Annotated in this window: 15 protein-coding genes and 1 pseudogene; 12 read left to right on the top strand and 4 right to left on the bottom strand. The window is 73.6% G+C overall.

The features are described from left to right. Window positions 1-3: 3 nt before the first annotated feature. A complete protein-coding gene (locus M6G08_RS24495) occupies window positions 4-1,044 on the bottom strand; it encodes a LacI family DNA-binding transcriptional regulator (RefSeq protein WP_272589319.1) in 1,041 nt (346 codons plus the stop codon). A gap of 433 nt (window positions 1,045-1,477) precedes the next feature. Here M6G08_RS24495 and M6G08_RS24490 point away from each other — a divergent pair, with 433 nt between their 5' ends. From M6G08_RS24490 to M6G08_RS24455, 8 genes are all read left to right on the top strand, one after another. Continuing rightward, window positions 1,478-1,747, top strand: coding sequence for a beta-N-acetylhexosaminidase family protein (locus M6G08_RS24490; protein WP_272589318.1), 270 nt, complete (start codon window positions 1,478-1,480; stop codon window positions 1,745-1,747). Further along, complete coding sequence (locus tag M6G08_RS24485; RefSeq protein ID WP_272591419.1) at window positions 1,719-2,834, top strand: beta-N-acetylglucosaminidase domain-containing protein; 1,116 nt, start codon at window positions 1,719-1,721, stop codon at window positions 2,832-2,834. The genes M6G08_RS24490 and M6G08_RS24485 overlap by 29 nt, the downstream gene beginning before the upstream one ends. A gap of 286 nt (window positions 2,835-3,120) precedes the next feature. Next, window positions 3,121-4,362, top strand: coding sequence for a sensor histidine kinase (locus M6G08_RS24480; RefSeq protein ID WP_272589317.1), 1,242 nt, complete (start codon window positions 3,121-3,123; stop codon window positions 4,360-4,362). Beyond that, the gene (locus M6G08_RS24475; protein ID WP_272589316.1) at window positions 4,359-5,048 is read left to right on the top strand and encodes a response regulator; all 690 of its coding nucleotides are present in this window, start codon (window positions 4,359-4,361) and stop codon (window positions 5,046-5,048) included. Before M6G08_RS24480 ends, M6G08_RS24475 begins: the two co-directional genes overlap by 4 nt. A 138-nt stretch (window positions 5,049-5,186) precedes the next feature. Next, a complete protein-coding gene (locus M6G08_RS24470; RefSeq protein ID WP_272589315.1) occupies window positions 5,187-6,008 on the top strand; it encodes an ABC transporter ATP-binding protein in 822 nt (273 codons plus the stop codon). Further along, a complete protein-coding gene (locus M6G08_RS24465; RefSeq protein WP_272589314.1) occupies window positions 6,005-8,524 on the top strand; it encodes an ABC transporter permease in 2,520 nt (839 codons plus the stop codon). Before M6G08_RS24470 ends, M6G08_RS24465 begins: the two co-directional genes overlap by 4 nt. Before the next feature lie 37 nt (window positions 8,525-8,561). Further along, window positions 8,562-10,031, top strand: a complete 1,470-nt coding sequence (locus tag M6G08_RS24460; protein WP_272589313.1) for an MFS transporter — start codon at window positions 8,562-8,564, stop codon at window positions 10,029-10,031. A 3-nt stretch (window positions 10,032-10,034) separates the two neighbouring features. After that, window positions 10,035-11,249, top strand: coding sequence for an FAD-dependent monooxygenase (locus M6G08_RS24455; protein ID WP_272589312.1), 1,215 nt, complete (start codon window positions 10,035-10,037; stop codon window positions 11,247-11,249). Between the two features lie 8 nt (window positions 11,250-11,257). Here the strand turns inward: M6G08_RS24455 and M6G08_RS24450 are convergent, their stop codons facing one another. Beyond that, on the bottom strand, window positions 11,258-11,797 hold the full coding sequence (locus tag M6G08_RS24450; RefSeq protein WP_272589311.1) for a VOC family protein: 540 nt from the start codon (window positions 11,795-11,797) through the stop codon (window positions 11,258-11,260). A 314-nt stretch (window positions 11,798-12,111) separates the two neighbouring features. Here M6G08_RS24450 and M6G08_RS24445 point away from each other — a divergent pair. After that, window positions 12,112-13,392 (top strand): annotated as a pseudogene (locus M6G08_RS24445) (MFS transporter); the annotation flags it as partial. A 416-nt stretch (window positions 13,393-13,808) separates the two neighbouring features. Beyond that, window positions 13,809-15,593 (top strand): beta-ketoacyl-[acyl-carrier-protein] synthase family protein, encoded by a 1,785-nt coding sequence (locus tag M6G08_RS24435; protein ID WP_272589310.1) that lies wholly within the window; start codon window positions 13,809-13,811, stop codon window positions 15,591-15,593. Between the two features lie 34 nt (window positions 15,594-15,627). Here the strand turns inward: M6G08_RS24435 and M6G08_RS24430 are convergent, their stop codons facing one another. Continuing rightward, entirely contained in the window at window positions 15,628-16,239 is a 612-nt protein-coding gene (locus M6G08_RS24430; RefSeq protein ID WP_272589309.1) for a TetR/AcrR family transcriptional regulator, read from the bottom strand. A 118-nt stretch (window positions 16,240-16,357) separates the two neighbouring features. Between M6G08_RS24430 and M6G08_RS24425 the strand changes: the two genes are divergently transcribed. Both M6G08_RS24425 and M6G08_RS24420 read left to right on the top strand, forming a co-directional pair. Then, window positions 16,358-17,311: an NAD(P)-dependent alcohol dehydrogenase gene (locus M6G08_RS24425; protein ID WP_272589308.1), complete on the top strand. Its 954-nt coding sequence runs from the start codon at window positions 16,358-16,360 to the stop codon at window positions 17,309-17,311. Window positions 17,312-17,735: 424 nt separating this feature from the next. Beyond that, complete coding sequence (locus M6G08_RS24420) at window positions 17,736-18,662, top strand: NAD-dependent protein deacetylase (RefSeq protein WP_272589307.1); 927 nt, start codon at window positions 17,736-17,738, stop codon at window positions 18,660-18,662. A gap of 12 nt (window positions 18,663-18,674) precedes the next feature. Here the strand turns inward: M6G08_RS24420 and M6G08_RS24415 are convergent, their stop codons facing one another. Continuing rightward, the gene (locus M6G08_RS24415; protein ID WP_383139131.1) at window positions 18,675-19,559 is read right to left on the bottom strand and encodes an endonuclease/exonuclease/phosphatase family protein; all 885 of its coding nucleotides are present in this window, start codon (window positions 19,557-19,559) and stop codon (window positions 18,675-18,677) included. Window positions 19,560-19,583: the final 24 nt, after the last annotated feature.

Genomic DNA, 19,583 nt, shown 5'->3' with positions numbered 1-19,583 from the left:
GGTTCAGGCCCGGGCGGTACGCAGCGACGACGCGCGGGCGATCACCCGCGGTTCGGGGGACACCGCCACCGAGGGCGCGGCGGTGTCGCCGCGCAGCCGCCCCAGCAGCAGTTCCACGGCGTCCGAGGCCGCACGGTCCAGGTGCAGGTCGACCGCGGTGAGCGGTGGTTCGCAGGTGCGGGCGCGCAGGCCGTCGTAGCGGGTGACGACCATGACGTCGTCCGGTACGGCACGTCCGCTGTCGCGGATCGCCCGGACGGCGCCCACCGCGAAGGCGTCGACCAGCGCGCAGACGGCGTCGGTGCCGGGGTGCTCGGCGAGCAGGGCGGCGCAGCACTCGTACCCGGCCTGCTCACCGCCCGACTCCGGCACCCTCGCCACGACCGGCGTCCAGCCGTGCTCCCTCGCGCGCGCCTCGTAGGCGGCGACCGCTTCCACGGACGAGTGCCGGGAGCCTGCACCCACGATCAGCGCCGGGCGGACGGCGCCCTGCTCGCGCAGGTGGTCCAGGAGCAGGTCCGCGACCAAGTGGCCGCGCAGGTCGACGTACGGGGCGTTCTCCTCGGGCGACACGGGCCGGCCGAGCGCCACGTACGGCAGTCCGCGCTCGCGCAGTTGGGCGGCGGCCGCGTCCTCGACGTCCGGTTCCACCACGATGGCCCCGTCGATGTCGACGGAGTACAGCGCCGAACCCGACTGCACGGGCGGCACGAGCACGAGGGCGTAGTCATGCAGGAGGGCGCTCTCCGCCGCCGCGGCGGCGACCTCCATGTAGAACCCGAGCCGGGACGGCCCGCCCGCCACGGCGAACGGCATCGAGGAGGCGAGCGCGATGGCCTTCGCCTGCCCGCGCCGCAGCCGCTGCGCCCGCAGATTGGGCCGGTAACCGAGCTCCGTCGCGACCTGCCGGATGCGCTCGCGGGTGCGGGGGTCGACCTTGCCCAGCCCGTTGAGGGCGTGCGACACGGTGGTGCGGGAGACCCCGGCGGCGCGTGCGACGTCCGTGATCGTGGGCGGCCTCGGACCCGAGGCGGACGGAGCCATGTGGAACGGACACCCCTCACCGGCAGTTGTGGCTGACCCAGCCATCTTCGCCGATCAGCCTACGGCCACTGGTCGCGGGTGGGCGGGCGGTCGCAGGGGCCCCCTCCCCTGCGGTCCGAGTGCGCGTCGGGGCCGTCCGCAGTCCGGTGAAAAGCCCGATTCGCAGCCGGCCGGGGCCGGCCGCGGCCGCGGGTCGGGGTGGGTTCGGCGAAGGGCGCGTCCGGCTGGGCGCGGCCGGTTGCGGGTGTTGGCCAGAGTAAATGGCGCCACCAAAGAGGTCTAGACTCTACACCTCTTACACCTTTACTCACTGATCCCCCATCGTCACTCAGGACAAGGGAACTTGTTGGCCCAGACCAAGCCTGGAGAGTCCATGCATAGACGCGCGAGCACCATGACATCGGTCAGTCTCTGCTTCGCACTCGCAAGTACCATGGCACTCGAGACCCTGCCGGCCGCCGCCGCGGCCCCCCACCCCCGCGCGGCGTCCGGTGTGCCGCCCGTCTCACCGACCCCGCAGTCCCTCACTCCCGCAGGTGAGGAAGCCGTCGTGACCGGCCGGGTGATCATCGTGGCCGACGAGAACACCGACGCGGCCGCCCGGGACCGGCTCGTGAGGGAACTGGAGACACACGGCGCCGCCGGTCAACGACTTCGGCAACACCAGCGGGCGGCTGCTCCTCGCCCCGTACGCCAAGCGTGAGGCAGGCCTGTCCGAGCACCTGTCCGGCATCGTGGCCAACCCCATGAACCAGCCGTACGCCAGCAAGGTGGCCGTCTTCGGCACGGCGGGCTTCACCTGGAACGACCGCGCCTACGACCCGGGGAAGAACTGGCGCAGCGCCATGGCCTACCTCGCGGGCGGCGACCGCGAGGCCACCGAGGCCCTGCTCGTCTTCGGCGACCTCGAACACATGGCCCCGACCTTCGGCGCCACCCCCTGGCAGCCCCAGACCCCCGAACTCGCCCGCCGCGTCGGGCGGTTCTGGACGGCGTGGGGCCAGGGGGAGCGGACCTCGTCGGTCGAGTCCCTGCGCACCTACGCGCAGGCCGTCGAACGGGCTCCGGCCACCATCCGCGGCGGCGCCGTGGAGAAGGGCTTCACCGCCGACGCCGCCCCGTGGCTGGACGCCACGGAGCTGTGGGGCACGGCGATGGTGAGGATGCTCGACGCCCTCGCGGCCCGGCAGGCCGGCGACAAGGAGACCTCCGACCGGCTGCTGGCCGAGTCCGACGAACCGCAGCGGCAGGCGCGTGCCGTGCGGACCGACCCACCGCGCAACTCCTGGGGACCGGTGCAGCCCAAGGTCGGTGACGGCGTGCTCGACACGTTCCTCTTCCAGGCCGGGCTCCGGCTCCAGCTGTGGGACTCCGCGGGCGGCACGGAGAACCTGGCGCTGAAGGGGACGGCGTCGGCGTCCAGCGTGGAGCAGGGCCTCGACCGGCTGGCCCCGCGTCACGTCAACGACGGCTCCATGGGCACCCGCTGGGCCTCCGGCTACTCGGACGAGGAGTGGGTGCAGGTCGAGCTCGCCGCCCCCGCGAAGGTGGCCGCGGTGACCGTCGCGTGGGAGCGCGCGTGCGCGACGGAGTACGCCGTCCAGACCTCCACGGACGGCGTGACCTGGAAGACGGTGTCCACGCAGCGCCCGCGCGAGTGCGGCAACGACGTCGTACGCCTCGCCGGCGACGAGGCCGTCAGCCATGTCCGCGTCCAGGGCGTCGACCGGAAGACGACGTGGGGCTACTCGGTCCACGAACTGGGAATCTTCGGGACCTCGGTCTCCTGATCTCTTCTGTTCTCTCCTGATCTCTCCTGTATCTCTTCCGATGCGCAGGATGCCGCCGGTGCGGGCACGTCACGTGTGCCCGCACCGGCCGCGCGCCTCCCCGACGGCTCGTGGCCCACCCCCTACCCGGGTATCACACCGGGTTTCGCTCCCCAGGGTGACGCCCCGCAGCGCACCGCCTTCCTAGCCTTCTTGTCGTGTGGCCGGCGGACGACTTCCTCGGCAGCGCCCGCTTCGCGCCGGCGGCGTGAACGGCTGCGTACTCGACGCGCATAAGGTGATGCCCATGACGTCAGTGGAGGAGGAACGCCCGCGCGCGCTGCTCGCGGGCGCCTCGCGCCGGTGGGTGCGGCTGCTGCCGTGGGGTGTGGCGTTCGTGCTCTGCGTCGCCCTGCTCCCCACCACCATCCAGGTCCTCACCGCCGACTACGGCCTGAACGGCGGCCTCGCGAGCGCGCTGGCCGTCGCGCAGGCGGCGCCGCTGCTGCTCGCCGTCGTGCGCCCGCTGCGTGCCTGGTACGTGGTCTTCGCCGCGGATGTCGCCGGGGCGCTCGCCCTGCTCACCGTCGACTTCGAGGAGCGGCTCCTGTGGCCGTTCCCGCCCATGGAGATCGTCGGGTACGTCGGCCTCTGCCTCGCCCTGGGCCTGCGCGAGCGGCGCCGGACGCTGCTGCTGGTGTGGCTGGCGACGGCGGGCGCGAACGTCGGCCTGGGGTTCGCCGCACGGCACGGCACCGATGCCATGACCCTGCTGCTGACCATCCTCGGCGGCATCACGCTCCTGCTCGCCGCCGCGCTCCGCGAGCGGTACGAGGCGCAGCGCAGGCTGGCCGAGCAGGAGACGATCAGCGAGGCCGAGCGCGGCCGCCGGACGCTGCTGGAGGAGCGCGCCCGCATCGCGCGCGAGCTGCACGACGTGGTGGCGCACCACATGTCCGTGATCACGGTGCAGGCGGACACCGCGGCGTACCGTCTCGAGCGGCTGCCCCCGAACGCGCAGGAGGAGTTCACGTCCATCGCGGCGACCGCGCGCGAGTCCCTCGGTGAGATGCGGCGGCTGCTGGGCGTGCTGCGGAGCGAGGAGGCGCACGGCGAGCTCGCGCCCCAGCCGGGCCTGACGCGGATCGGTCAGCTGGTGGAGGCGACGGTGCGGGCGGGCGTGCCGGTGGAATTCACCCCCTGCGACGCCGACGTGTCCGAGACGGTGGGCCTCTCGGCTTACCGCATCGTCCAGGAGGCCCTGGCGAACGTGGTGCGGCACGCGCCGGGCGCTCCGACGCGGGTGTCGGTGTCGGCGTCCGCCGCCGAGGACGGTGCGCGGCTCACCGTCCTCGTCGTCAACGGGCCGCCGCCCGAGCCCTCCGCCGCGCCGCTCGAGGAGGGCGGCACCGGTCACGGCCTCGTCGGCATGCGCGAGCGGGTCCGGCTCGTCGGCGGCACCCTCGACACGGGACCGCTGCCGGACGGCGGTTTCCGGGTGGCCGCCCTGCTCCCCCTCGACGAACTCGATGAAAAGGACCCCACGTGACCACGCGCGTCATCATCGTCGACGACCAGGCCATGGTGCGGGCGGGTTTCGCCGCACTGCTGGCCGCCCAGAGCGACATCGACGTGGTGGGTGAGGCCCCCGACGGCGCGCAGGGCGTCGAGCTGAGCCGCCGCACCCGTCCCGACGTCGTGCTGATGGATGTCCGCATGCCCGAGATGGACGGCCTGGAGGCCGCGCGCCGCATCCTCGGGCCCCCGCCGGGCGGCGCAGGTGCGGCGGGTGAGCACCGGCCGCGTGTCCTGATGCTCACCACGTTCGACGTCGACGACTACGTCTACGAGGCGCTTCGGGCCGGTGCGAGCGGCTTCCTGCTCAAGGACGCCCCGCCGGCCGACCTCATCGCGGCGGTACGCGTCGTCGCCTCCGGCGACGCGCTGCTCGCACCCTCCGTGACGCGCCGGCTCATCGCGGACTTCGCCCGGCAACGTCCCGCCACCAGGGGCAGGCCCACGCTGCGGCTGAAGGCCCTGACGGAGCGCGAGACCGAGGTCCTCACCCTGGTGGCCCGCGGCCGGTCCAACGCGGAGATCGCCCAGGAGCTGGTACTGGCCGAGCAGACGGTGAAGACACATGTGAGCCGCGTCCTCACCAAGCTCGACCTGCGCGACCGGGCGCAGGCGGTGGTCTTCGCGTACGAGTCGGGGCTGGTGGCACCGGGCGAGTAGGCCGCTCCCCGCCCCTGTCTCTCCTCCACCCCCTACCGTGGTAGCACCTCCATGTTGGCTCCCGGGTGTGACGCCCGGAGCGCAGCCGTCCTCGCACTCTTGATCCCGTCAGCACGGAAGATCACGAGAGGGCCGAAGATGAGGCTGCGCAGCACCAAGAGGCAGAAGGCGGACGACCGACCGGAGGAGGAGCCGGCCGCCACCCCCGGTCTCGCCGTCGAACTGCGCGGGGTCCGGCGGCAGTACGGCAGGGGCGCGGGCACCGTGCACGCGCTGGCGGGAGTCGACCTCGCCCTCCCGCGCGGCACTTTCACCGCCGTCATGGGCCCGTCCGGGTCCGGCAAGTCCACCTTCCTGCAATGCGCCGCCGGGCTCGACCGGCCGTCGGCGGGTTCCGTGCGCCTCGGCGGTACGGAGATCACCGGCATGAGCGAGAACGAACTGACCGAGTTGCGCCGCAGCCGCCTCGGCTTCGTCTTCCAGGCGTTCAACCTGCTGCCGTCGCTCACCGTGGAACAGAACGTCCTGCTCCCCATGCGCCTCGCCGGGCAGCGTCAGGACCGCGCCCGTGCCGCGGCAGTGCTGGCTCAGGTCGGCCTCGCCGACAAGGCGCGGCGCCGGCCCGGCGAGCTCTCCGGAGGTCAGCAGCAGCGCGTGGCCGTCGCCCGCGCCCTGGTCACCGCCCCCGACGTGGTGTTCGCGGACGAGCCCACCGGCGCCCTCGACACCGGCACCGCCGCCGAGGTCCTCGGCCTGCTCCGGCAGGCGGTGGACACCCTCGGCGCCACCGTCGTCATGGTCACCCACGACCCGGCCGCGGCCGCCTGGGCCGACCGTGTGCTGTTCCTCGCCGACGGCGCCTTCGCCGACCACCTCGAGCGCGGCTCGGCGGAGCAGATCGCGGCGCGGATGACGGCGCTCACCGGCCGTGCCCGGGCGATGGCGGGGGCGGCGGCATGAGGAAGTTCGCTCCCAACGGCCTCGCTCGCGCGGCCGTGCGCTTCAAGCCCGCCTCGTTCGCGGGCACGTTCGTCGCGCTGATGATGTCGGCGCTGATCGTCGCGGCCTGCGGCGTCCTGCTGGAGACCAGCCTGAGGGCGTCGGTGCCGGCGGAGCGGTACGCGAACGCGCCGGTCGTCGTGGCGGCCGACCAGTCGGCGCGGATCGTCGCCGACACCATCGACGGTCCCGAGGAGACCGCGTACCCGCTGCCGGACACCGCCCGCGTGGACGCGGGGCTGGCGGCGAGGGCCGCCGAGGTGCCGGGTGCGGCCACCGCCGTCCCGGACTTCACCTTCCCGGTGCACCGGGGCACCACCTCGTCGAGCGCGCTCACCGGCCACGGCTGGGGCGCGCACACCTTCACCGGCAGCGAGCTGACCGACGGCGCCGCGCCGCAGACGGGCGAGGTCGTCCTCGGCGCCGACGCGGCCCGCGCGGCCGGGGCCGGCGTCGGCGACACCGTCACGCTGGAAACGGCCGACGGCCGCGCCGGCTTCCGGGTGTCCGGACTGGCCGAGGCCGGGCCGGGCGACACCGCGGAGGAAGGGGTGGGCGGCGGGGCCACGGCCTGGTTCGCCGACGCCGAGGCGTCCGTGCTGGCCGGGCACCCCGGCAAGGCCGACGCCATCGCCGTCACGGCCGACGACGGCGCCGACCCGGACGCCCTGGCCGCCGCCGTCGAGAAGTCCCTCGCGGGCTCCGGCGCGGGGGTGCTCACCGGCGACGACCGCGGCGAGGTCGAGGACCACGGCCTGGCCTACGCCAAGGAGACGCTCTTCGCGGTCGGCGGCTCCTTCGGCGGGATCGCAACCCTGGTCGCGGTCTTCACCGCGGCCGGAACGGTCGCCCTCTCCGTCGGCCAGCGCTCCCGCGAGTTCGCGCTGCTGCGCGCCGTCGGTGCCACGCCGCGGCAGATCCGTCGCGCGGTCGCCGCCGAGGCGCTGCTGGTCGCCCCGCTCGCCGGGGTGCTCGGCTGCCTGCCCGGCATCGGGCTCGCGCACTGGTGGTTCGGGCAGATGCAGGACCGCGGGGCCGTCCCGGAGGCGGTCGAACTGCACGTCTCCGGGTTCCCCCTGCTCGCGGCCGTAGGGGTCGGCCTGCTCACCGCGCTCGGCGCGGGCTGGGCGGCCGGGCGCAGGCCCGCGCGGATCAAGCCGGGCCAGGCGCTGGCCGAGGCCTCGGTGGAACGGCTGCGGCCGGGCGTCGTCCGCACCGTCCTCGGACTGGGCGCCGTCGGCGGCGGCTCGGCGCTCGCCGGCGTCGCCGCCTCCGCCGCCGGTTCCGACGCGGCCAACGCCTCCCTCGGCGTCGTCATGCTCTTCATGCTCGCCGTCGCCCTGCTCGGCCCGGTCCTGGCGCGGCTGTGCGCGGCGCTCTTCGGCATGCTGCTGCGCGGCGGCGGCGCCTCCGCGTCGCTGGCCGCCGCCAACTCCCGCACCAACGCCCGTCGGCTGGCCTCCGCGATCACGCCGATCGTGCTGGCGATGGCCTTCGCCTCGACGCTCGTCTTCATGCACACGAGCGAGAGCCACGTCGCCTCGCGGCAACTCCGCGAGGGCATCACGGCAGACCATGTGGTCACGAACCCGGCGGGCCTGCCCGCCGACGCCGCCGACCGTGCCGCCCGCACACCCGGCGTCGACGCGGCGGTGAGCCTGCTCGACACGCAGGTACTGGTGCCCGTCGAGGGCGGCGGCGAGACGTCGCTGCAGGGGACCGCGACCCAGGGCGTCTCGGGCTCCGGCGCCGAGCTCGCCCAGGTGCAGGACCTGGACGTGCGCGGCGGCAGCCTGGACCGGGTGGGTGAGGGCCGTATCGCCATCGACAGGACGCTCGCCACCGCGGCCGACGTCGAGCTCGGCGACAAGCTGCCGCTCTACCTGCCCGACGGCACGAAGGCCGCCCCGGAAGTCGTCGCGGTCTACGGCCGCGGTCTGGGTCTGCCGGCGGTGACGATGGACCGCGCCTCGCTGGACGGGCACGTCACGTCGGCCTTCGCGGACACGCTGCTGGTCAGCGGCGGCGACGCCGGACCGCTCGCCGCGCTCGGCGAGGTCACCGACGCCTCCGGGTACGCCGTCGCGCAGAACGTGGACCGGGAGTTCGGCGCCTGGGCCAACTACATGATGGCCGCCGTCCTGGGCGGCTTCGCCGCCGTCGCCGCCGTCAACACCCTGGTGATGACGGTCCTGGACCGCCGGCGCGAACTGGCCGTGCTCCGCCTCGTCGGCTCCACCCGCCGCCAGGTGATGCGCATGCTCGGCTGGGAGAGCCTGCTGGTGTCGGCGGCGGGCGTGGCCCTGGGCACCGCGATCGCCATGATCACACTGACCCCGATGATGCGCGGCCTGACCGGCGAACTCCCGTACGTGCCCCCGTTGCTGTACGCCACGTTCGCCGCGGCCGCGGTGTCCCTCGGCCTCGTCGCCGTGTCCCTCCCGGCCCGCGCGGCACTGCGTGACCCGAATGTCTGAGACCGCCCGCGGCAGCACCTCCGACAAGGAGCCAGCCATGCAGCAGAGCAGGACCGGAAGCACTGATCCCGCACGTACGGAGGCCGGACGGCACACGAGGTGGAGCGGACGGCTCGTCGGCCTCGTGGCCGTCCTGGCCCTGGTGAACTTCGTGGTCGACTCGGCCGTCACCGCGCCGCTGGTCGTCCTCCCGGAGATGCTCGACCATTTCGGCACCGACCAGGCGGCGTGGCTCAACGCCACCGCGATGCTGGCGGGTGTGATGTGGGCGCCCCTGCTCGGGAAGGCCGCCGACCTCCACGGCAGGCGCAGGGTACTGGTCCTGGCGCTGCTCCTCAGCTGCGCGGGGGCCCTGCTGTGTGCCGTGGCTCCCAGCCTCTGGCTGTTCGTGCCGGGGCGCGTGCTGCAGGGGGCGTCCCTGGCCACGGTCTTCCTCTCCGTGGCGATGGTCCGTGGCCTCTGCGCGCCCCGCATCGCGATGGTCGTCGTGGGCATCGTGACGTCGGGCTCCGCGGTCCTCAACATCGCGTCGCGTTTCGTCATCGAGGACCTGGCCGAGCGGTTCGGCTTCCAGATCCTGTTCTTCGTGTCGGCCCTCGTCGCGGCCTCGATGGCGGTCTGTGTGCACCACGTACTCCCCGAGACCCCGGTCAGGACGCCGGGGCGGCTCGACGTCGGTGGTGCCCTCCTGCTCGGCGGTGGTCTCGTCGGCGTCCTCGGCTACGTCAGTCTCGGCTCGGACCTCGGCTGGCTCGCCGCGGGACCGCTGGCCCTCCTCGTGGGCGGCGTCGGGGCACTGGCCAGGTGGTTCCTGGTCTCCAGCCGGAAGCCCGATGCCCTGATCGACGTCAGGAACCTCGGTGGCCCCTTGGTGCTCACGCTCCTCGTGGTCTTCCTCGCCGCGGGTTCGTACCAGAGCGTGCTGCAGCTCATCCCCCTCATCGGTGATGTGTCGGCGGATCAACGGCTCGGGTACGGACTGGCCGGCCAAGGATCCGTGGCGCTGCTCCTCGCGGCGCCGGGACTCGGCGTCACGCTCGGGGGCCCGTCGGCGGGATGGCTCGCCGCACGCGTCGGACCGGCCCGGACCCTCGCCGGCGCCATCGTGCTCGGAACGGTCGTGACCGTCGGGATGTTCGCCGGGGTGTCCCGGCTTCCCGTCGCGCTCTGCTGCGGCTTCCTGCTGGGTGTCACGGTCGGAGCGCTCGGGACGTCCGGATTCAACATGGCGGGGAGCCTGGCTTCCCCCGAACGGCAGGGCATCGTCTCCAGCCTGGTCATGGTCATGGTCTCGATCGGTTCGGTGGTCCTGAACTTCGTGGGTGCCGCCGTGCTCGGGTCGACGTCGGTGGTCGTCGACGGGGAGACGACGAACTCGGCCACGGGTGTGTTCGGTTACGTCGCGATCGCTTCCGTCGCGTTCGCGGCCGCCGCGGTGCTGGCCGTGATGCTCGTACGAAGCACCACCCGCCTCAGCCCCGCACTTCATCTCGGCAAGGAGAGCTGACACATGGCCATGAAAACAGCGACGAAGGGCACCGTCCTGGTGTCCGGAGCGAGCATCGCGGGCCCCGCCGTGGCGTTCTGGCTGCGCCGCTACGGGTTCGCGGTGACGGTGGTGGAGAAGTCCGCCGGACTGCGCGCCGGCGGGTACCCGGTCGACGTGCGCGGCACCGCCGTGGAGGTGGCCCGCCGGATGGGAATCCTGCCGCAACTCCGGGAAGCGCATGTCGAGTCGCGCCGGGTGACCTTCCTCGACGCCGACGGCAGCGAGGCGGCGGTGGTCCACCCCCAGGTGGTGGCCGGCGGTGTCGAGGGACGTGACGTCGAGGTGCGTCGCGGCGATCTGGCCCGAGCCCTGTACGGGGCCGTCCGTGACGAGGTGGAGTTCGTGTTCGACGACTCCGTCGAAGCGCTCACGGAGCACGAGCACGGCGTCGACGTCACCTTCCGCAGCGGCGTCCGGCGCAGCTTCGACCTGGTTCTGGGCGCGGACGGCCTGCACTCGCGCACCCGGGAGCTGGTGTACGGCTCCGAGCAGCGGTTCCACCACTATCTCGGGTACTGCTTCACCGTCTTCACCATGCCCAACAGCTTCGGTCTCTCCCACGAGGTGCTCATGTGGAACACCCCCGGCAGGGCCGCGGCGCTCTACGCCGTCGAGGACGCCGACGAGGTGCACGCCTTCCTGAACTTCGCGGGCCCGGAGCCCGGGTACGAGGTGCTCCGTGACCCCGAGGCCCAGCGTGATCTCGTGGCCACCACGTTCCACGACGCCGGATGGGAGATCCCTGGCATGGTCGCCGCCATGCGCCGCGCGAGCGACCCGTTCTTCGACACCGTGAGCCAGGTCCGCATGCCGCGCTGGTCCAGTGGCCGGACCGCGCTCGTGGGCGACGCCGCCTACGCCCCGTCGTTCCTGACCGGGCAGGGGTCCAGCCTCGCCCTCGTCGGCGCCTACGTGCTCGCCGCCTCGCTGGCCGCGCATCGCGACCACACCGCGGCCTTCGCCGCCTACGAGCGGGACCTGCGCGGATTCGTCGAGCTGAACCAGGCACAGGTCGCGGACGGCGACGCGGCGCTCTTCCCCACCACCGCCGCGTCCCTCGACAGGCGCAACGCCAGACTCCGCGCCCTCACCGCCGCGCCGCCGGCCACCGGGCGCCGGGCGCACACCGCCCTCGCACTGCCCGACCCCGTCCAGGACGGCCCCAGGGCCCGCTGACCCCCTCGTCACCGCGCCGGACCGCGCTCCGGGGTGCCGGCCGGCGCGGTCCGAGCAGACCGGTCACCCGCGGTGGCCAGGCGGCGCAGCAGCTCCTCTTCCGAGACGTCTTCGATGTGGGTCAGGAAGACCCACATGTGCCCAGAGGGGTCCCTGAGGACCACGGTGCGATCCCCGTGGAACATGTCCGTCGGCGGCTGGAGGATCTCGGCACCCGCGGCCTCCGCACGTCGTGCCAGGCTGTCGACGTCCGACACGAAGACGTGCAGCGTCACCGACGTGCCCCCGCCGAGCGCGGCCGGTGAGAGGAAGCGGCCGAGCTCCGCTCCGTCCGCACCGGCGTCTCCCAGCATCAGGGACGAGCGTCCGACGGTGATCTCGGCATGGAGGATGCCGCCGCCGGGAGCCTCGATCCGGAACTCCTCGTGGGCGTCGAACGCCTGCTTGTAGAAGTCGATCGCGGCGGCCGCGTCGTCGACCATGATGTGCGGAATCACTGCGTACCGGTAGCGGTCGGGAATCTCGACGGGGGCTGTGTGCTCTGCCATGGCGAATCTCCTCGGACGGTGCCGGCGGTCGGTTCCCGCGGCTCTGGAACGAACCTAGAAGCTCAAGTCCGCTCGAGGTCAAGCGGCCACGGGGGTGGGCGGGTTAGGGTGTGCGCCGAGAGTGACCGGGAGGAGCGGAGCATGGTCGGTCGTCCGAGCACGCGTTGACGTTCGAGGCCGTGAGCGGCCTGTCATCGCGTGCTGCTCGTATCACGCGGCACAGCGAGCCTTCCTCTCCCGCTGCCTGAAACGGCCGGCGCACCTGCCGTGCCTCGGCAGGCGGGGCTCGTCTTCGGTCTCCCGAGGGGTCCTCCGTGCCGTGCGCTTCCTCCACCTCGTCCGAATCCGGCCGGTCTCCCGCGTCACGTCTGTGGCGGGACGGCGGCTTCCGCATGCTCTGGCTCGGCCAGACGTCCTCCCAGCTGGGTGAGCACGCGACGCTGGTGATTCTGCCGCTCTTCGCCGTCCTGACGCTCGATGCCGGTGCCGGTCAGCTGGGTGTGCTGCGGGCGGTGGGGCAGGCGCCGGTCCTGCTGCTGTCGCTCTTCGCCGGCGCGTGCGTGGACAGGTGGCGGACCCGCACGGTGATGGTCCTGACGGACGCGGGGCGGGCGCTGGCGCTGGGCGCGGCCGCCGTAGCCGCCCTCCTCGGCGCGCTCGGTCTGCCGGCGCTGCTCGTGGTGGCCTTCGCCGTCGGCGCTCTCTCCGTGTTCTTCGACGTGGCGTACCAGGCGTCGCTGGTCCGGCTGGTGCGGCGCGACCAGCTGGTGCGCGGCAACAGCGCGCTGGAGGGCAGCCGGTCCGCCGCGCAGACCGGCGGTCCCGCCCTCGGCGGCGCGTTGGTGTCCGCGCTGTCGGCGCCGGTGGCCGCCGCTTCCGGCGCCGTCTTCTTCGCGCTGTCGTTCCTGTCGATCCGGCGGATCGGCCGCCACGAGTCCGTCCCGGGGCGCCCGGAAGGTCCTGCCCGGGTCCGGCTGCGCGTCCGTGAGGGCCTCCGCTTCGTCGCGGGGGACCCCCGGCTGCGGGCCGTCTGCCTGGCGTCGGCCGCGTTCCAGCTCTTCTTCTCGGCCGTGATGACCGTCTATCTCCTGCACCTGCCTCGGGAGCTGCACCTCTCGGGCACCTCCATGGGCCTGGCACTCGCGGCGACGGGGCCGGGCGCGCTGCTGGGGTCGCTGCTGGCCGCCCGGCTGCCCGGCCGTTTCGGGCACGGTGCCGTCCTCGTCTCCGCGGCGGCGATCGGTGACGGCGTCTTCCTGCTCGTACCCGCGCTGCACGGCGGTTCCGCCCTGACGGTTCCCGCGCTCGTCGCGGTCAACTTCGTTTTCGGGGCCTTCGGTCAGCTGGTGAACGTCACGGTGATGGCCGTGCGGCAGGCCGTCACTCCGGACGGGATGCAGGGACGCACCGCCGCGACGATCACCTTCGTCGGCATGGGGCTGACCCCGCTCGGCTCGCTGCTCGGCGGCTGTCTCGCCGAGTCATGGGGGACGCGCGCCGGCCTGCTGGCCGCCGCGGCCGGCATGCTGCTGTCGCCGGCGCTCATGGCCCTGTCCCCACTCGCCCGCGTGGGACGGACGCTTCCCGGGGCGCCCGTCGCCTGGAGGGGAGGCGGGAAGCAGGGCGGAGGTCGCCGCTGTGGCCGCCGAGACCGGTGCCGCCCCCACGCAGGTCGCGCTCCCCATTCCCGGCACCGCCCGGATCGACCACCTCGAGGAGAACCTCGCCACCGAGCGTCTGCACCTGACACCGGCTCATCGCACGCGGCTGGACCGACTGGCGAAGGCCTCCGTCTAGGACGGACCACGTGACGTTTCGCACAGGCCCGGTCGGTCGGGTCAACTCCCCTGCCACATCTGCGACTTGCCCGATGTGTCACGCGTCACCCGGCCGGTATAACGGAGCAAAACGGACATGTCCTGAGTTCAACAATGGCCGGTTCGCACTTCGTACAGAACACTCATAAGCGCTTCCAGTACGACAGTTCGGACCAAAGAGAGCATGCTCGGACATGACCCACTGCCCCGAAACGCCTGAAGTACCGATACGCCCCTACCCGGTCACCGCCGCCGAGGTCGTCCCCGGCGACCTGCTCGCCCGGTCCCCCGAGGACGCCGCCGAGAACCGGTGGTACGTGGTCACGCACACCCAGCCCGCCTCCCCCGAGGTGATCCTGGTCGCGCTGCGGCCGCCGCTGGGCGGGGTGGACCGCGAGGAGGAGCTGCGGCGCGAGCAGCGGGTGACCGTCGCCGGGCGGCGGCTCGACGTGTCCGCGGTGCCGCTGGTGAGCTCGCCCGCCCTGGACGACGTGGAATTCCACGACGGGGACCGGCTGACCCGCCTCCGGGCCGTCGATCCCCAGGCCCGGCAGGTGACGTACGTCCGCCGCTGGGGCACCTGGCACCGGGACTCGGAACAGGACGCCGACGACGGCGTGACCGACGCCGACGTGCGCCGGTGGGCCGCCGGGGCCGACCGGGAGGGCGACGTCGTACGGCACGAGCCGCGCCCCGTGCCGGAGGCCCGGGCGGCCGGAGGGCGGCGCGTCGTCGTCACCGGGCTCGGCGCCGTCACCCCGCTGGGCGTCGGCACGGGCGAGTTGTGGCACGGGCTGCTCGAAGGGCGGCACGGCATACGGGAGTTGGCGGACGAGGAGTTCGAAGGGCTGCCGGTGCGGATCGCCGGGACCGTGCCGGTGGACCCGGCGGAGCTGCTGCCCCGGCAGGCGGCGCGCCGGATGAACCGCGCCGCCCAGTTCGCCGTGCTGGCCGCGCGCGAGGCCTGGGCCGACGCCGGCTACCAGGGCGGCGGCACCCGCGAGAGCGGGCTCGACCCGGAGCGGATCGGAGTGAGCCTCGGCGCCATCCTCGGGGACGCGTCCGTGCTCGTCGGCGGGGACCGCAAGCTGCGGGAGAAGGGGCCGCGCGGCGTCTCCCCGCTCACCACACCCATGACGGTTCCCTCGCAGGCGGCCTCGCAGGTCTCGCTCGACCTGCACATCACCGGCGAGGCGCGCACCGTCACCAGCGCGTGCGCCTCCGGTACCGAGGCGATCGGGCAGGCCGTCGACCGCATCCGGTACGGCCGGGTCGACGTGGCCCTCGCGGGCGGTGCCGAGGCGGTGGTCACACCGGCGATCATGGCGTCCTTCGCCGCCATGCGGGCGCTGGCGGAGGGGGACCCGTCGGCGGGTTCGCCCTCGCACCCGTTCGCCAAGGACCGTGACGGCTTCGTCAACGCGGAGGGGGCGGGGATACTCGTCCTGGAGTCCGAGGAGCACGCCCGTGCCCGCGGGGCGCGCATCTACTGCGAGGCGGCCGGCTGGGGGCTGTCCGCCGACGCCCACCACGTCGCGGCGCCGGATCCGTCCGGCGACGGCATCGCGCTCGCGCTGCGGCGGGCGGTACGGGACGCCGGGGCCCGCCTCGAGGACGTCGTCCACGTCAACGCGCACGCCACGGCCACGGTGGACGGCGATCTCGCCGAGGCACGGGCCGTACGCGGCGTGCTGGGGCGACGCGAGGTGCCGGTCACGGCACTCAAGGGCCACCTGGGACACCTCCAGGGCGCCGCGGGCGGGGTCGAGGCCGTCGCCGCGGTGCTCACGCTCCACCACGGGGTGGTGCCTCCCACGGTCGGCTGCGCCGAGGTCGACGACGCGGTCGACCTGGACCTCGTACGCGGCGAGCCGCGGACCCTGCCGGGCGCGGGCGACCTCGTCCTGAGCAACTCCTTCGGCTTCGGCGGCCACAACGCGGTACTGGCTCTGCGCCGGGTGGGCCGACCGGCGGCGTAGGGCAGGGGCCGGGCGCCTCCCCCGGCCGCGGGGCCTACGACGCCGGAGCGTGCAGGTGTGCCAGGCCGAGGCCGGTCGGCGGCGGCAACGCTCCCCGTGCGGGGCCGGCGCGGAACGCGTCGAGGAGCAGCCCGACGAGCCGCCTGGACGCGGCCTCGGGGTCGGGGGTCCCGGACAGCGCGCTGTTGGCGAGCAACACCACGGTGAGGTCGGACGGGTGGAAGTCCGGCCGCAGCTTCCCGGCCGCCTGCGCCCGTCGCACGAGGGTCGCGAAGCCGCGCTCCCCGTCCAGGCGGCGGCGCGAGTGGTCCGCGGCCCGCTCCGGGAAGGCACCGAGGAAGGCGGTGGTGAAGCCCCGCTCAGCGGCCTGCAGGGCGCAGATCCTCTCGATCACGTGGCAGAAGCCGCGCCACGGGTCGGGGTCGTCCAGCGCCTCGTCCAGTGCGGCCGTGCAGGCCTCCACCTGCTCGGCGAACACCTCCCGGACCAGGGCCTCGCGGGTCGGGAAGCGCCGGTAGAGCGTGGCCACGCCCACGTTCGCCCTCCGGGCGATGACCGACATCGGCACATCCACACCGTCCCGGGTGAAGACCTCCTGGGCGGCTTCGAGGATCTGCTGCCGGTTGCGCCGCGCGTCGGCGCGCAACCGAGAGGATTTCCCGTCGATCCCTCTCACCTCCGGCACAAGTGGACGTCAGCCTCCACTTCTCATCGTACGTTCGACGGCGAGAGCCATGACGAACGAGGTGCGGACAGTGTCGGAGATGATGCGAGCGGTGATGTACGACCGCTTCGGCGGTCCCGAGGTGCTCTACGTGGGGAAGGCGCCCAAGCCCGCGCCGGGACCCGGTGAAGTGCTGGTGAGGGTCCGGGCGACCAGCGTCAACGGTGGTGAGCTGCTGGCCCGTGCGGGCCGGGTGCGCCTGGTGACGGGACGGCGGTTCCCGCAGCGGACGGGACTCGACTTCGCCGGGGAGGTCGTGGCGCTCGGGGCGGCCGTCACCGGGCCCGCCGTGGGCGACCGCGTGTGGGGCATCATGCCCCGCGCCTCCGGCTTCGGCAGCGCCGCCGAGTACGTGGCCGTCCGCCCGCGTCAGCTGGGCCGGGTCCCCGACGGGCTCGACCTGGTCGAGGCGGCGGCGCTGCCCGCGGGCACCACGGCGATCACGGCGCTGCGCGACAAGGCACGGCTGCGCCCCGGCGAGCGCCTTCTCGTCCGCGGCGCCGCGGGCGGCGTCGGCCATGTCGCCGTCCAGCTGGGCAAGATGACGGGGGCACACGTGACCGGGCTGGCCCGCGCGGACAACCTCGCCCTCGTCCGCGGCCTCGGCGCCGACGAGGCCCACGACTACCGTGCCACCGGCCCGGCCGGCCTCGGGCGGTACGACGTGGTGCTCGACACCGTGGGAAAGGACCTCGCCGCCCACCGCCGACTGCTCACTCCCGGCGGCCGCATGGTGTCCATCGCCTTCGACATCGAGCGCCCGGTCGCCTCCCTCGGCTACCTCCTGGCCAGTGCCGTACACGGCCGCCGCCGGGTGCGCTTCTTCAGCGGCGATCCGAGGACCGCGCTCTTCAACGACCTCGCGGCCCACGTGACGGACGGCGCGGTCCGCCCGGTCGTGGACACCGTGTTCCCGCTCGAGGAGATCGGGGCGGCCCACCGGGCGCTGGAAGCGGGAGGCGTGCGGGGAAAGTTCGTCGTGCGGATCGACTGACGGGTCACGCCGATCTGAGGAGATTGTTGTAAAGGCGCCTGAGGTGTTTGGCCACCGGGCACCTCGCGCCGTCCGCCTCGCACTGGCGGCAGGTCCGAAGGTGGGTCTCGTAGTCCTCGCGCGCCTGCCCGAGACGGTCGTACGACGAATCCATCGGCTTCTTTCTGTGTTCGTCCGCACACCCGGGGTCACGAGCGCACGGAAACGGGGAGCCGCCTCGACGGGTTCCGTGAGGGGTGTAGACCAACTGTGATCTTGTTACTTGCAGTACAGCAAGCCGAGCCGATCATCGTGCCCGCGCGGACCGTCCGGCGGTGCCCCGGGGACGGTCCGATCGCGCAGCCGAAGGCGGAAGGCGGCGCCGTTCGCCTCGCCGCCGTTCCGCCGGGCCCTGCGCGGGCCGCCCGTTACGTACCCTTGCCGCATGCGCATGCGCCCCACTCTGAGCTGGACCCCCGCCGAGGACCTGCCCCCGGGCACCACGGACCTGCGGCCGGTCGCCGACGTCGTGGGAGCCGGCGGGGTGCTCGTGCTGAGCGGTGCCGGTATCTCGACGGAGTCGGGGATTCCCGACTACCGGGGCGAGGGCGGGAGTCTGAGCCGGCACACTCCGATGACGTACCAGGACTTCACCGCCCATCCCCGGGCCCGGCGCCGGTACTGGGCGCGCAGCCACCTCGGCTGGCGCACCTTCGGCCGCGCCCGCCCCAACGCCGGGCACCGTGCCGTGGCCGCTTTCGGACGGCGGGGCCTGCTCTGCGGCGTCATCACCCAGAACGTCGACGGCCTGCACCAGGCGGCCGGCAGCGAGGACGTCGTGGAACTCCACGGCAGCCTGGACCGCGTCGTCTGCCTGACCTGCGGCACCTTCAGCCCGCGCCGGGAACTCGCCCGTCGGCTCGAGGAGGCCAATCCGGGCTTCGACCCGGTGGCCGCGGGCATCAACCCGGACGGTGACGCCGACCTCACCGACGAACAGGTCGGGGACTTCCGGGTGGTGCCCTGCACGGTATGCGGCGGCGTCCTCAAACCGGACGTCGTCTTCTTCGGCGAGAACGTCCCGCCGGAGCGCGTCGAGCACTGTCGGACGCTGGTGCGCAAGGCGGCCTCGCTGCTGGTTCTGGGCTCGTCGCTGACGGTGATGTCCGGGCTGCGCTTCGTCCGTCAGGCGGCCGAGGCCGGGAAGCCGGTGCTGATCGTCAACCGCGACCCGACCCGGGGCGACCGGCACGCGCTCACCCGGGTCTCGGTCCCCCTGGGTGCGGCCCTCACCACCGTGGCGGACCGGCTGGGCATCCCCGCCGACGGCGACGGACACGGCCCTCGGCGGGCTGCCCCGTCCGCGTCGTAGTCCCCGGCCGGTTCAGGCGTCCCGGGCCGGGACCACGTCCGTGTGCAGCAGGTGGTGGTCCGAGTACGTGGTGGGGTGCACGCGCTGTCCGACCGAGCCGATGCCGCGCAGGAAGACGTAGTCGAACCGGCTGTTCCAGTCGGTGGTCGGCTCGCACGGGGCGGCGGCGGGAGCCGGGCGGCACTCGGCGTCCGAGCCGGCGGCCAGTGCCCACAGCGGGGAGAGTTCGGAGGCGTCCGGCACGGCGTTGAAGTCGCCCAGTACGATCGCGCGGTCGTGGCGCTCGACGGCCGCGGCGAGCACCCCGGTCTGGTGTGCCCGGACCGGCTGCTGGCGCCGGTGGGCGAGGTGGGTGTTGAAGACCCGCACCGGGTGGCCGCCCACCACGGTGGTGACCGCCATGTACCCGCGGTCCTCGGAACCGCCGTCGGGGTACTCCACGCTGACCCGGTCGGTCATCGGTGACGCGGACAGGATCGCCTGCCCGAAGGCTCCCGGGTTCCACGGCGTTCCTCCGCAACGGCTGCGCTTGCGCAGGACGGTCCCGTACTCGACGTGGTACGCCAGCCCGTAGAGGCTCCGCAGGTAGGCCCGGATCTGCTCGACGTCGCGCACGCACGCTTCCTGGAGGCCGATGACCTGCGGTGCGTAGGTGGCGATGTCCGCCGCCCGGTCGACGTTGCTGACCTCGCAGGGGTTGCAGATGTTCCACGTCATGACGCGGTTCGCCACGACGCCGTCGGCGGCGCCGGCGGGCAGCGGCCTGGCCAGGAACGCTCCGACCGGTGCGCTGGGACCGAGGAGCACGAGACAGGCCACGGTCATGACGCCCGCGAGCAACCGCGTCCCCCTCACGAACACCGCCGCCCCCCTTCCCCTCACCGTGGCACCACGCATGGCATCCGACGTCTGCACGCAGGA

This window comes from Streptomyces sp. M92 (genome assembly GCF_028473745.1).
GTDB lineage: Bacteria > Actinomycetota > Actinomycetes > Streptomycetales > Streptomycetaceae > Streptomyces.
The sequence above is the reverse complement of the archived record's forward strand: the minus strand, read 5'-3'. Positions and strand labels throughout refer to the sequence as shown.

Excerpts from the sequence above, each read along its gene's own strand:
- M6G08_RS24435 (WP_272589310.1), top strand. The coding sequence starts at position 13,809 with ATGACCCACTGCCCCGAAACGCCTGAAGTACCGATACGCCCCTACCCG.
- M6G08_RS24480 (WP_272589317.1), top strand. The coding sequence starts at position 3,121 with ATGACGTCAGTGGAGGAGGAACGCCCGCGCGCGCTGCTCGCGGGCGCC.
- M6G08_RS24460 (WP_272589313.1), top strand. The coding sequence starts at position 8,562 with ATGCAGCAGAGCAGGACCGGAAGCACTGATCCCGCACGTACGGAGGCC.
- M6G08_RS24490 (WP_272589318.1), top strand. The coding sequence starts at position 1,478 with ATGGCACTCGAGACCCTGCCGGCCGCCGCCGCGGCCCCCCACCCCCGC.
- M6G08_RS24420 (WP_272589307.1), top strand. The coding sequence starts at position 17,736 with ATGCGCATGCGCCCCACTCTGAGCTGGACCCCCGCCGAGGACCTGCCC.
- M6G08_RS24465 (WP_272589314.1), top strand. The coding sequence starts at position 6,005 with ATGAGGAAGTTCGCTCCCAACGGCCTCGCTCGCGCGGCCGTGCGCTTC.
- M6G08_RS24425 (WP_272589308.1), top strand. The coding sequence starts at position 16,358 with ATGATGCGAGCGGTGATGTACGACCGCTTCGGCGGTCCCGAGGTGCTC.
- M6G08_RS24450 (WP_272589311.1), bottom strand. The coding sequence starts at position 11,797 with ATGGCAGAGCACACAGCCCCCGTCGAGATTCCCGACCGCTACCGGTAC.
- M6G08_RS24470 (WP_272589315.1), top strand. The coding sequence starts at position 5,187 with ATGAGGCTGCGCAGCACCAAGAGGCAGAAGGCGGACGACCGACCGGAG.
- M6G08_RS24455 (WP_272589312.1), top strand. The coding sequence starts at position 10,035 with ATGGCCATGAAAACAGCGACGAAGGGCACCGTCCTGGTGTCCGGAGCG.
- M6G08_RS24415 (WP_383139131.1), bottom strand. The coding sequence starts at position 19,559 with ATGCGTGGTGCCACGGTGAGGGGAAGGGGGGCGGCGGTGTTCGTGAGG.
- M6G08_RS24495 (WP_272589319.1), bottom strand. The coding sequence starts at position 1,044 with ATGGCTCCGTCCGCCTCGGGTCCGAGGCCGCCCACGATCACGGACGTC.